Below are 11,348 nucleotides of genomic sequence, written 5' to 3'. Positions count from 1 at the left end.
GCTCAAGCAGTGGGAAGAGATGGGCTACGGCAACTATCCGGTCTGCATGGCCAAGACGCAGTACTCGTTCTCGACCGACCCGACCGCGCTGGGCGCGCCCGAGGGCCACGAGATCGCCATTCGTGAAGTGCGTCTTTCGGCCGGTGCCGGCTTCGTGGTCGCCATCGCGGGCGACATCATGACCATGCCGGGCCTGCCCAAGGTCCCCTCGGCCGAGAACATCTATCTCGACGAGAACGGCCAGATCGAAGGCCTGTTCTAGGACTAGCGGGAGGACAGCGATGTATACTTACGAAGCCATTCACCCCAACTGGGAAAAACCCGCCTCGAACATGGTCGATGGCTATTCGCTGGAGATGACCGCGAAGGAAATCGAAGGCCTGAAGGAGGCGGCCCCGCTGATCCGACCAAACACGCAGGTCGCCGTCACCTTCCTGCCCGGTGAAGAGCTGTCGCAGCGCGTCGAGGCCGCCGTGCTGGTGCGCGAACTCGGGTTCGAGCCGATCGTGCACCTCTCGGCGCGCCGCATTGAGAGCGAGGAACAGCTTGACTGGTATCTTGGCGAGATCACCCGGAAGGCAGGCGTGAAGCGCGTCTTCATCATCGCGGGCGATCCGCCCGAGGCTGAAGGCCCCTACGAGAACTCGCTGCAGATCATCGAATCGGGCCTGCTCGAAAAGCACGGCATCACCATCGTCGGCGTGGGCGGCCACCCCGAAGGTCACCCGAACAACTCCGCCGAAGAGCTGTGGGTGTGGATGCAGAAGAAGCTCGACGCCGTTCGCGCCCATGGCATGACCCCGCTGGTCGTCACCCAGTTCGCCTTCGATGACGATGCAATTGTCGAGTGGATCGGTGAAATGCGTGACCGCGGCATCGACGTGCCGGTGCGCCTCGGCGTGCCCGGCCCGGCCGGGATCAAGCGCCTGCTCGGCTTTGCCAAGCGCTGCGGCGTGGGTGCCTCGGCTTCGGTGATGAAGAAGTATGGCATCAGCATCACCAACCTGATCGGCAGCGCCGGGCCGGACAAGCTGGTCGGCAACCTCGAAGAGAAGCTGACCGAGCGCCACGGCCGGGTGCGCCTGCATTTCTATCCGTTCGGCGCGCTCAAGGCATCGGCCGAGTGGATCAACGACTACGACGCCCGCAATTCCTGATTTTCGAACGGAAGTGGAATCGCCGGACTTTGCGCGGGCGGGCCAAGGCTCCCCCGGCTGAACTGACGGGAGGTTTGCCGCGATGGCAGACATTATCGATGGCCGTGCAATCGCGCGCCAGTTGGATGAGAAAACCAAGGCCGAAGTCGACGCCCTCGTGGCGGCGGGGCACCCCGCTCCGGGCCTGACCGTGATCCTCGTGGGCGAGGATCCGGCGAGCGAAGTTTACGTTCGCCGCAAGATCAACGCCTGCGAAAAGGTCGGCATCAAGTCCACCGAGCATCGCCTTGCGGAAGACACTTCGCAGGAAGACCTGCTGGCGCTGATCGACACGCTCAATGCTGACCCCGAAGTGCACGGCATCCTTTGTCAGGTTCCACTGCCCGATCATATCGACACGCGCCTTGTGCTGCGCTCGATCACGCCGGAGAAGGACGTGGACGGGTTCCACCCGGTCAATGTCGGTCGCCTGTCGACCGGCACGGGCGGCATTGTGCCCTGCACGCCGCTGGGCGTGATGCTGCTGCTGCATTCGGTCATCCCCGATCTGACCGGCAAGGATGTGGTCGTGATCGGCAAGTCCAATATCGTCGGCAAGCCGGTGGCCAATCTGCTGCTCGATGCCGAGGCGACTGTTACCGTCACCCATATCTACACCCATGGTCTGCCCGATATCTGCCGTCAGGCCGATGTTATCGTGGCAGCGGCAGGTGCGCCGGAGCTGGTCAAAGGCTATTGGGTCAAGGATGATGCCGTGATCATCGATGTGGGCATCACCCGCATCGAGGGCGAAGATGGCAAGACCAAGCTCGTGGGCGACGTTGCCTTCGATGAATGCCAGCACGCCAAGGCGATCACGCCGGTGCCCGGCGGCGTTGGCCCGATGACCATCGCCTGTCTGCTTGCCAACACGGTTCAGGCGGCGCGCGCGCTCACGGTGGGAAACGGCGACGACAGCAGTGACTATGCCGATGCGCCAGACCGCACCATGATTTTTCAGGATGCTCTCGCATGAGCGACAAGAGCGACGTTCTGGGCGCGATCATCGCCCGCCAGCACCACCGCGAGGGCCCGCTGCTGCCGATCCTCAACGACGTGCAGGCCGAACTCGGCTGCATCGATGCAGAAAGCGAGGCGCTGATCGCCAGGGGCCTGAATATCAGCCGCGCCGACGTGCACGGCGTGGTCAGCTTCTATCACGATTACAAACCCAAAGCCGATGCGCGCCCCGTGTTGCAGATCTGCCGTGCCGAGGCATGCAAGGCGCGCGGCGTGGAGCAGCTTATCAAGGCCGCCAGCAACGCTGCCGGAGAGCGCGTGAAGATCGAGACAGTCTATTGCCTCGGCCTGTGCAGCGCCGGCCCTTCTGCGCGCACGGGCGATGATCTTCATATCCGCCTCGATGAGCAGGCGATCATCAAGCTAGTAGAAAACGCATGACTGTTGTTCGTATTTCCGATGACGCCCTCGCCCGCGCCGGCGGGGCTGACAAGCTTGCGGCGGCCTTCGAGAAGAAGGGCTGCGAAGTGCAGCGCACCTCGAGCTGGGGCATGCACTGGCTCGAACCGCTCGTCGAGATCGACGGAAAAGGGTTCGGCCCGGCCACGCTCGACGATGTCGATGCCATTCTCGATGGCAGCTCGGACAAGGCCATCGGCACCATTGAAGAGCACCCCTTCATCGCCACGCAAACGCGCATCACCTTCAAGCGCGCGGGCAAGACCCGTCCGCTCAGCCTCGAAGACTATGAAGCAACCGGTGGCTGGGCAGGCCTGAAGCGCGCGCGCCAGATCGGCAGCGAAGCCATTGTCGAGGAAGTGAAGCACTCGGGCCTGCGCGGAAGAGGCGGCGCGGGCTTTCCCACCGGGATCAAGTGGGACACGGTGATGAAAGCGCCGGGGCCGAAGAAAGACATCGTGTGCAATGCCGACGAGGGCGATAGCGGCACCTTTGCCGATCGCATGGCGATGGAAGGCGATCCCTTCGCGCTGATCGAAGGCATGGCGATTGCGGGTGAAGCCGTGGGCGCGGACCAAGGCTATATCTATCTGCGCAGCGAATATCCCGACGCCATCCGCAAGCTCAACGCCGCGCTGGACCTGTGCGCAGACATTATCGCGCCGTTCAAATGCGAAGTGCGTGTTGGCGCTGGCGCCTATGTCTGCGGCGAAGAGACCTCGCTGCTAAATTCGCTCGAAGGCAAGCGCGGCGAAGTGCGCGCCAAGCCGCCGCTGCCAGCGCTCGAAGGCTTTCTTGGTCGTCCGACCGTGGTCAACAACGTGCTCAGCCTGCAGGCCGTGCCGCATATCCTGATGGAAGGCGGCGCCGAGCAGTACAAGAACGCCGGCTTCGGCCGTTCGCGCGGCACCATGCCGATCCAGCTGGCGGGCAATATCAAGCACGGCGGGCTTTACGAAGTAGGCTTCGGCATCACGCTGGGCGAGCTGGTGAGCGATATCGGCGGCGACACGGCTTCGGGCCGTCCGGTCAAGGCGGTGCAGGTGGGCGGCCCGCTGGGCGCCTACATCCATCCCGACCAGTTCGATATCGAGTTCGACTACGAGACCTATACCGCTGCCGAAGCCCTGATCGGCCATGGCGGTGTGACCGTGTTCGACGATACGGCGGACATGCTGGAAATGGCGCGTTTCGCGATGGAATTCTGCTCGATCGAAAGCTGCGGCAAGTGCACCCCGTGTCGCATCGGCTCGGTTCGCGGCTTGGAAATCCTCGACCGCATCAGGGAAGGCGGGCGCGAGCGCGATGTGATCGAGCTGGCCCCGCAGATGCACAACACGAAGAAGGACGCAGGCTGCGATGCGGGCGACGAGATCGGCCTGCTCACCGACCTGTGCGAGACGATGAAGTTCGGCTCGCTGTGCGCTTTGGGCGGGTTCACGCCCTATCCGGTAATGAGCGCGCTGCGCCAGTGGCCGGAAGATTTTGGCAGCAACCCCGAAATGGTTCAGCAAACACTAGAAAAGGGACTCGGATGACCAGAATTGCGGTCCTGAAAGAGCGCGCGGAAGGTGAAACCCGCGTCGCTGCCACGCCCGAAACAGTAAAGAAGCTCGCTGCGCTGGGTGCTTCACTTGCAGTGGAGGAAGGCGCGGGCGCGGCCGCCGCGATCTCCGATGCCGATTACGCCAATGCAGGGGCCGAAGTCGGTCCGGCGGCGACTGTGGTAACCAATGCTGACATCGTCATGGGCGTGCAAGCCCCAGATATTGCCGCGCTTTCGGGTGCCAAGCCAGGCGCGTGGGTGGCCGCCACGTTCGATCCGTTCGGCCAGCGTGAGCGCGTGGAGGCCTATGCCGAGGCCGGTTTCGAGGCCTTGGCGCTGGAATTCATGCCGCGCATCACTCGCGCACAGTCGATGGACGTACTTTCCAGCCAGTCGAACCTTGCCGGTTACAAGGCGGTACTGACTGCGGCGGACACCTATGGCCGGGCATTTCCGATGATGATGACGGCGGCGGGCACGATCTCGGCCGCCAGGGTGTTTGTGATGGGCGTGGGCGTTGCGGGCCTGCAGGCGATCGCCACGGCCAAGCGGCTGGGCGCGCAGGTCTCCGCCACCGACGTGCGGCCCGAGACCGCCGAACAGATCCGCAGCCTGGGCGGCAAGCCTGTCTTCGCAGAGGGGCTGGAAGCCGCGGGTGAGGGGGGGTACGCGGCCGAACTCACCGACAAACAGAAGGCCGCGCAGGCCGAGATGGTGAGCGCGCATATCGCCAAGCAGGATATCGTCATCACCACGGCGCTGATCCCGGGCCGTGCGGCCCCGCGCCTTGTCAGCGACGCGCAGATCGCTACGATGAAGCCGGGCAGCGTTATCTTCGACCTGGCCGTGGCGCAGGGCGGAAACGTGGAAGGCTCGGTGCCGGATGAGCTTGTTGAGAAGCACGGCGTGTCGATCATGGGTTACGCCAACACGCCCGCGCACTTGCCAACCGCTTCCAGCGCCCTGTTCAGCCGCAACCTGTTCAATTTCCTCAATGTCTTCTGGGACAAGGAAGCGGGCAAGCCGGTGCTCGACGAAGAGATCGGCGATGCTATCCGGCTCACCAAGTGCGGCAAAGTCGTCAACGCACGGTTGAAGGGGTAAGCGCCATGGACTTCATATCAATCCTCTCGATCTTCGTGCTGGCGTGTTTTGTCGGCTATTACGTGGTGTGGTCGGTCACGCCTGCGCTGCACACGCCGCTGATGGCGGTGACGAACGCGATCTCCTCGGTCATCATCGTGGGCGGCCTGATCGCGGCTGCGGAAGCGGGCAGCGACATCGCCAAGTGGCTGGGTCTGGCAGCGGTGGTGCTGGCCAGCGTCAACATCTTCGGCGGCTTTGCCGTGACCGAGCGGATGCTGGCGATGTACAAGAAGAAGGATAAGTGAGCATGCTGTCCTTCCTCGCTCCTGTCGCCGATGCTGTTGCCGATGCTGCCGCACACGGTGGCGGTACCCCCGCCTGGGCCATGCTGGCCTATCTTGCATCGGGCGTGTTCTTCATCCTGGCGCTGCGCGGGCTCTCCAGCCCGGCAACCAGCCGTGCGGGCAATCGCAACGGCATGGTCGGTATGGCAATCGCCGTCGTCACCACGCTGGTGACGCACGACATCGCCAACATCGTGGAGATCGGCATCGCCATCGCCATCGGCGCCATCATCGGCATCGTCATCGCCCGCCGTATTGCCATGACCGCCATGCCTGAACTGGTAGCTGCCTTCCACTCGCTCGTCGGCCTTGCCGCGGTGGTGGTAGGCTGGGCGGCCTATCTCAATCCGGGCGCATTCGGACTGCTCACGGACGCCGGAATCGGCGCGGTGTCCAAGGTCGAGATGGGCCTCGGCATCGCGATCGGTGCGATCACTTTCTCGGGCTCGGTCATCGCCTTTGCCAAGCTTTCGGGCCGGATGAAGGGCTCGCCGATCCTGCTGCCGGGCCGCCATGTCATCAATCTGGGCACGCTGATTGCCATCCTGGTTCTGACCGGGATGTTCGCCACTGCGGCCGCGAGCGGCACCATGCCGCTGATCGTGGCGCTGACCGTGCTTGCGTTCATCATCGGCTTCCTGCTGATCATTCCGATTGGCGGGGCGGACATGCCCGTCGTGGTATCGATGCTGAACAGCTACTCGGGCTGGGCGGCAGCGGCGATGGGCTTCACGCTTGGCAATACCGCAATGATCATCACCGGCGCGCTGGTGGGCTCCTCAGGCGCGATCCTTTCTTATATCATGTGCAAGGCGATGAACCGCGGCTTCCTCTCGGTGATTGCCGGCGGCTTCGGTGCCGATGCTTCTGCGGGCGGCGGTGGCCCGGTCGAACAGCGCCCCTACAAGCAGGGCAGCGCGGAAGATGCGGCATATATGCTCGAACAGGCAGAGAGCGTGATCATCATTCCGGGCTACGGCATGGCGGTGGCGCAGGCCCAGCATGCCCTGCGTGAGATGACCGATCTGCTCGAAGAAAAGGGTGTGGAGGTCAAATTCGCAATTCACCCGGTGGCAGGCCGCATGCCCGGCCATATGAATGTGCTTCTGGCAGAAGCTAGCGTAGACTATGACAAGGTGTTCGAGCTTGAGGACATCAACTCGGAATTCGCCCAGTGCGACGTTGCCTTCATCATCGGCGCAAATGACGTGGTGAACCCGGCGGCCAAGACCGACAAGAGCTCGCCCATTTACGGCATGCCGGTGTTTGACGTGGACAAGGCCAAGCAGGTCTTTTTCATCAAGCGTTCGATGGGTGGCGTGGGCTATGCCGGGGTCGATAACGATGTCTTCTACATGGATCAGACGGTGATGTTGCTGTCTGATGCCAAGAAAATAGTCGAAGAAATCAACAAGGCGCTGGATTAGGCCGCGTTGACAGAAGACTTGAGCGATAGGCGGGCGGCGGCGAGGTTAAGGAAGCTCTCGAAGGAGAGAACGGTCTTGTCGTAGCGGGTTGCGATACGGCGCTGTTGCTTGAGCTTGCAGAACATGCGCTCGACACGGTTCCGGTCACGGTATCGACGATAGTCGGGATGTTCTGGCACTTTACGGTTCGAGCGGGGCGGGATGATAGGCAGGATGCCACGGATCAGTAGGCTCTCCCGGAAGCGATCCCCATCGTAGCCCCCTTCGACAAGCTCAGGACAGGCTTCTCCGCTAGCAGCGCCTTGGGCGCGACGACCGGGATCGCCATCAGTGGTTCGGCAGCGGTATAATCGGAAGCCTCCCCGCCGGTCAGGATGAAGCCGAGAGGCAATCCCTGATTGTCGCAGCGGGCGTGGATTTTGCTCGTAAAGCCGCTGCGTGATCGACCAAGAGCGTTCTGAGAAGCCCCCCTTTTCCGCCCGACGCCGAGACATGGCCGCGAACAGAAGTGCTGTCGATTATGTGCTGCCAGTCGTCGGTGAGACCCAGATCGACCAGCGTTTGCAGGAGCGCATCCCAGACGCCTTGTTCGGCCCAGCGCCGAAACCGGACATAGACCGAGTTCCACTTGCCGTATCGCTCATGCATGTCTCGCCAGGGGCAGCCGACCCGTAGCACGTGGAGCATGCCATTCAGAAAGCGCCGGTTATCGCCAGCCGGACGTGCCCAACGACCCCGCTCAGACGGCAGCAGCGGCCCGATCAGCTCCCACTCCGCATCCGACAAGTCTCCACGACCCATGACTGCTCCTCAAGAAGCAGTCTTGAATCACAACGAGGCGGGGTTGGGAATCCTTTTTGTCAACACGGCCTAGTGATGCTGTACGTCCGATATCCGCTGTCTCTTCGGAATGTGGAGAACCTCCTGTTCGAGCGCGGCTATGACTTCTGCCACGGGTGTTGTCAGAGCAAAATGCACCTGCTGGCAAGGAGTTAAGGGTAAGGCGGGGTGATGCCGCGTCCGAAGAAGCCAGCTAGCCCATTCCGATATTTCAACTCGTCGCCCGAGGTGAGCCCGACCCGTCTTCCAAGGTGCAGGCGGAAGACCACGTGCAGTTCAAGATCCGGGCAACGGTCCATCCTGCCCCGATCGACCAGCACGCACGCGAAAAGTATCGCAAGAAGGCCTGATTTCCAGCGCAGCAAGGGAAGCCGGGAGGGGGCCTCCAGACTTCTCCCGGCTTTCTTTTTGTCTGCAGAAATAACCGGTTTTGATGCGCATCAATGGTTTGGGATACCGGTAAGTATATGAATTTCATCGCCCCGGGCCAAGTTCAGATGGTCTTGGGAGAAGCTGATGGAGAAGAGCAATGATCAAGGATGCTACCGAGCTGAGGGAAATCCGCCTTGCTGGCGGTGCGCAGGGGTTCAACTGATTGCCCGTGTTCGTGGCAGAAAAGCTGGGCCTGTTTGAAAAGCACGGCCTGACAATCGATCTCCGCCGAATGGGCAGCCTCGAACTGGCAACTGATGCGGTGCGCGCGGGGGATGCTGACCTGACGATTGGTCCGCCCGAAGGAGCGATTGCCGATTACCTTGCCGGCGGCCCGCTGCGGCTGGTCGCGGCGCAGGCCGTTCGCCTGCCCATGGCCTTGGTCACAAGGCCCGAAATCATGACAATCGAAGACCTCAAGGGCAAGACCATTGGCACTTCGTCTCTGCGCGAAGGCACGGCGATCTACACGCAGATCGTGCTTGCCCAGCATGGCCTGCACTATCCCGGCGATGACGAGTTTGCGATGTCCGGCATCCACACCGAACGCTGGGAGGCGCTGCGCAAGTGCGAGATTGACTGTGCGCCGCAACCCGCGCCCTGGAGCTTCCTGGCTGAGGACAATGGCTACAACCTCATCGCCCGCGGGCATGACGCGATCCCGGAAATCGTCTTCACCGCAGTGTTCGGTTGCGAAGGCTGGCTGGCGGCCAATCGTGACACCGTGCTGCGTTTCCTGCGGGCGCTGGCTGAAGCCTATGACTTCGCTAATGATCCGGCGAACGAGGATTTCTGCGTGCCTGTGTTTCAGTCGATCACCACCAAGGACGATCCGGACCTTGCGGGTCGCGGCTTTGCTTACATGCGCGATCTCGGCATGTGGCCAGAGGGCCTGAAAATCACGCCAACAGCGCTGGCTACTACGGTTGACCTGATGGTGCAGACGGGTCTTGCCGGTGCGACGCATCGCGATCAGGCACTGCAAGCTTTCGACAAGAGTTATCTCGCAGACCTGTGATGGAGTGAAACAGGCGGGGACACCTCGCTCAGTCTTGCGGTCGGGCCATGATCATCACGGTGTCGATCAAGGACAGCAGCGAACCGCTCGGCCGCACTGGCCGAGTGGCAGAACCTCATGGCCTGAAACTGGCCGGGGAAGGGTCAGCTCCGTCAATCGGAGGCAAGTTGCGATTAGACTGACAGCACCTCGACGGCTGCTTGTTGATGCTCTAGTGAGCGCCGATAGAGTGAAGAGTGGGTGGTCGATTCTAGACGCCCAGTCGTTGACGTCTAGCAGGCCTCCGGTGACCGCAATTTTCGCAGCAGCGATCGTGACGGCGAGACTCGCAGAAAGGCCGGTCATGTCATAAGCCGACATTCCCGACGCTGCATGGGATGGGCGTAATCCGGGGCGCCAGCTGCCTCCGGCTAATTCCCGCTTGAATGTCCGGTTCAGCAACCGAACTTACCAAGAGCCGCCATCCAACCCGGCCCAGTTGCGGCCGCAATTCTTGTCCAGCGGATCGTTCGCTGAGCGTCAGTTTTTGGCGATGACCTCCCGCCGTGCGGGAACGACGGGATCGTCCCAGACCCAGCCTTTGAGACCTATCGGCAAGCATGTCCGCTTTCAGGCGCGATCGTCGGGCGATCCGCTATGACCGATATAGAGTGCAAAGCAGACTGAATTCGCCAATTTGTCAGAGTATCGAAAACCAATTCCGAGTCCGAAAAAGACATCAAACCAGTACATTAAAAGGAATTCGCGGGCCTTTTGCGGGCTTTTTACCGAGGCCGGATTCAGTAAGTGGCTGGATTAAATTGAGAAAATACATGGAATTGGATGCCTCTTCTGGCACCATTTGTTCTTCTGCCGCGATGCGCGATAATGCGGAACACATTGAATTAAATCGATATAAATTCGGATTGCATTCGTGCTTGATCGCGGCTGGTTGTGCAAAATCGAGGTGTGCGGGGGTTCTTTTTGGGGTCTTTTTTCCAGCACCCTGGCTAGGTCGCGTTCAGTCGCTTGAGAGAATCGATCTTGTCTGACCACCACTGCATCATCCTTACGCGCTCGTCCCAGTATTGGGTGCGATTGTAGACCCTACGCACAGCATTGCTGTCCTGATGGGCCAACGCTCGTTCGATTGCGTCGGGGTGAAATTCACCGCTCTCGTTCAGCAATGAGGAGGCGGCTGTGCGGAACCCGTGGGCAGTCATCACTCCGGCATACCCCAGCCGCTTAAGCGCGCCCGTTATGGCGTTCTCAGATAGCGGCTTCTTGGGATTGAAGCTTGGGAATACATATTCGCTATATGCCGCGACGTCCCTCATTGAGAGTATGATCGCGATTGCCTGCCGGGAGAGAGGTACGCGGTGTTCGCGGCGCATCTTCGTTCCACCAGCCGGCATAGTCCAGATTGCCGCTTCTAGATCGATATATTCCCATTTCATTGTTCGGATCTCGCCAGGGCGCTGGAAGAGATGTGCGGAAAGCTTCAGTGCCGCGTTGGTAGATGCGTATCCCTCATAACCCTCAATTGCCCGTAGTAGCTCACTTAGCGTCTCCGGCTCGATTACTGCTGGGTGATGGCGTACTGACGGTGCGGCAAGCGCTCCTCGCAAGGCAGGAGCAGGATTGTTTTCTGCCCGGCCTGTCGCAATGGCATAGTTGAGTACGCGCCCAACAAACGAGCGGAGACGCCGCGCGGTTTCGCGCCGCCCGCACCCGCCTGAATGGGGCGGCGAGGCCGCTCGCCCGCTATCTGCTGCGAGCGTCCAAACGCTCCAACGACGAATTTTTCAACGGAATATAGGCGCGTTACGGACAGGCCGCTCTCTTTGGGAGCGGCCAGACAGCTAGTGGGCCGGTTCAAGACTGTCGGCCTTCAGCACTCCAATCGCGAAAAGCTGCCTTTAAGCAACCGCCCCTCCGTTGCGGACATAATCTACCGCCCAAATCGCGGCGCACGCCGAAGCTATAGAAACAGTCTTTCGTGCTGCGTGCTGAGCGAATACCGTTAGCGATATCCTAATGTTTTCATGCATATTTTAAGCC

10 protein-coding genes and 2 pseudogenes are annotated in these 11,348 nt (G+C 61.3%); 10 read left to right on the top strand and 2 right to left on the bottom strand.

What is annotated here, in order from left to right; genetic code table 11:
• The 8 genes from E0473_RS15285 to E0473_RS15250 form a co-directional block, all read left to right on the top strand.
• Positions 1 to 262, top strand: a 262-nt coding sequence (locus E0473_RS15285; RefSeq protein WP_137681485.1) for a formate--tetrahydrofolate ligase, incomplete at its 5' end; no start/stop codon positions are given.
• 19 nt (positions 263 to 281) lie between these two features.
• Positions 282 to 1,157, top strand: a complete 876-nt coding sequence (locus E0473_RS15280) for a methylenetetrahydrofolate reductase (protein ID WP_137681785.1) — start codon at positions 282 to 284, stop codon at positions 1,155 to 1,157.
• An 82-nt stretch (positions 1,158 to 1,239) separates the two neighbouring features.
• Positions 1,240 to 2,172: a bifunctional methylenetetrahydrofolate dehydrogenase/methenyltetrahydrofolate cyclohydrolase FolD gene (gene folD, locus E0473_RS15275; protein ID WP_137681784.1), complete on the top strand. Its 933-nt coding sequence runs from the start codon at positions 1,240 to 1,242 to the stop codon at positions 2,170 to 2,172.
• Positions 2,169 to 2,597 (top strand): NAD(P)H-dependent oxidoreductase subunit E, encoded by a 429-nt coding sequence (locus E0473_RS15270; protein WP_137681783.1) that lies wholly within the window; start codon positions 2,169 to 2,171, stop codon positions 2,595 to 2,597. Before folD ends, E0473_RS15270 begins: the two co-directional genes overlap by 4 nt.
• Positions 2,594 to 4,153 carry an NADH-ubiquinone oxidoreductase-F iron-sulfur binding region domain-containing protein gene (locus E0473_RS15265; RefSeq protein WP_137681782.1) on the top strand — a complete coding sequence of 520 codons (1,560 nt, stop codon included), beginning with the start codon at positions 2,594 to 2,596 and terminating at the stop codon, positions 4,151 to 4,153. The genes E0473_RS15270 and E0473_RS15265 overlap by 4 nt, the downstream gene beginning before the upstream one ends.
• The gene (locus E0473_RS15260) at positions 4,150 to 5,265 is read left to right on the top strand and encodes an NAD(P) transhydrogenase subunit alpha (protein WP_137681781.1); all 1,116 of its coding nucleotides are present in this window, start codon (positions 4,150 to 4,152) and stop codon (positions 5,263 to 5,265) included. Before E0473_RS15265 ends, E0473_RS15260 begins: the two co-directional genes overlap by 4 nt.
• A 5-nt stretch (positions 5,266 to 5,270) precedes the next feature.
• Entirely contained in the window at positions 5,271 to 5,552 is a 282-nt protein-coding gene (locus E0473_RS15255; RefSeq protein WP_137681780.1) for an NAD(P) transhydrogenase subunit alpha part 2, read from the top strand.
• An 80-nt stretch (positions 5,553 to 5,632) separates the two neighbouring features.
• Positions 5,633 to 7,018 carry an NAD(P)(+) transhydrogenase (Re/Si-specific) subunit beta gene (locus tag E0473_RS15250; protein WP_241657553.1) on the top strand — a complete coding sequence of 462 codons (1,386 nt, stop codon included), beginning with the start codon at positions 5,633 to 5,635 and terminating at the stop codon, positions 7,016 to 7,018.
• Here E0473_RS15250 and E0473_RS15835 read toward each other — a convergent pair.
• A pseudogene (locus E0473_RS15835) lies at positions 7,015 to 7,819 on the bottom strand (IS5 family transposase). The gene E0473_RS15250 and the pseudogene E0473_RS15835 sit on opposite strands and share 4 nt — an antisense overlap.
• A 72-nt stretch (positions 7,820 to 7,891) precedes the next feature.
• On the opposite strand from E0473_RS15835, the pseudogene E0473_RS15830 reads away from it, so the two are divergent.
• Together E0473_RS15830 and E0473_RS15235 are read left to right on the top strand one after the other, a co-directional pair.
• Positions 7,892 to 7,972 (top strand): annotated as a pseudogene (locus E0473_RS15830) (IS6 family transposase); the annotation flags it as partial.
• Positions 7,973 to 8,459: 487 nt separating this feature from the next.
• A complete protein-coding gene (locus tag E0473_RS15235) occupies positions 8,460 to 9,308 on the top strand; it encodes an ABC transporter substrate-binding protein (RefSeq protein WP_206663457.1) in 849 nt (282 codons plus the stop codon).
• A 989-nt stretch (positions 9,309 to 10,297) separates the two neighbouring features.
• Here the strand turns inward: E0473_RS15235 and E0473_RS15230 are convergent.
• The gene (locus E0473_RS15230) at positions 10,298 to 11,089 is read right to left on the bottom strand and encodes a tyrosine-type recombinase/integrase (protein ID WP_137681779.1); all 792 of its coding nucleotides are present in this window, start codon (positions 11,087 to 11,089) and stop codon (positions 10,298 to 10,300) included.
• Positions 11,090 to 11,348: the final 259 nt, after the last annotated feature.

This window comes from Aurantiacibacter suaedae (assembly GCF_005434915.1).
Classification (GTDB): Bacteria; Pseudomonadota; Alphaproteobacteria; order Sphingomonadales; family Sphingomonadaceae; genus Alteraurantiacibacter; species Alteraurantiacibacter suaedae.
This window is presented reverse-complemented; position numbering and strand designations above follow the sequence as displayed.

Excerpts from the sequence above, each read along its gene's own strand:
- E0473_RS15280 (WP_137681785.1), top strand. The coding sequence starts at position 282 with ATGTATACTTACGAAGCCATTCACCCCAACTGGGAAAAACCCGCCTCG.
- folD (WP_137681784.1), top strand. The coding sequence starts at position 1,240 with ATGGCAGACATTATCGATGGCCGTGCAATCGCGCGCCAGTTGGATGAG.
- E0473_RS15270 (WP_137681783.1), top strand. The coding sequence starts at position 2,169 with ATGAGCGACAAGAGCGACGTTCTGGGCGCGATCATCGCCCGCCAGCAC.
- E0473_RS15265 (WP_137681782.1), top strand. The coding sequence starts at position 2,594 with ATGACTGTTGTTCGTATTTCCGATGACGCCCTCGCCCGCGCCGGCGGG.
- E0473_RS15260 (WP_137681781.1), top strand. The coding sequence starts at position 4,150 with ATGACCAGAATTGCGGTCCTGAAAGAGCGCGCGGAAGGTGAAACCCGC.
- E0473_RS15255 (WP_137681780.1), top strand. The coding sequence starts at position 5,271 with ATGGACTTCATATCAATCCTCTCGATCTTCGTGCTGGCGTGTTTTGTC.
- E0473_RS15250 (WP_241657553.1), top strand. The coding sequence starts at position 5,633 with ATGCTGGCCTATCTTGCATCGGGCGTGTTCTTCATCCTGGCGCTGCGC.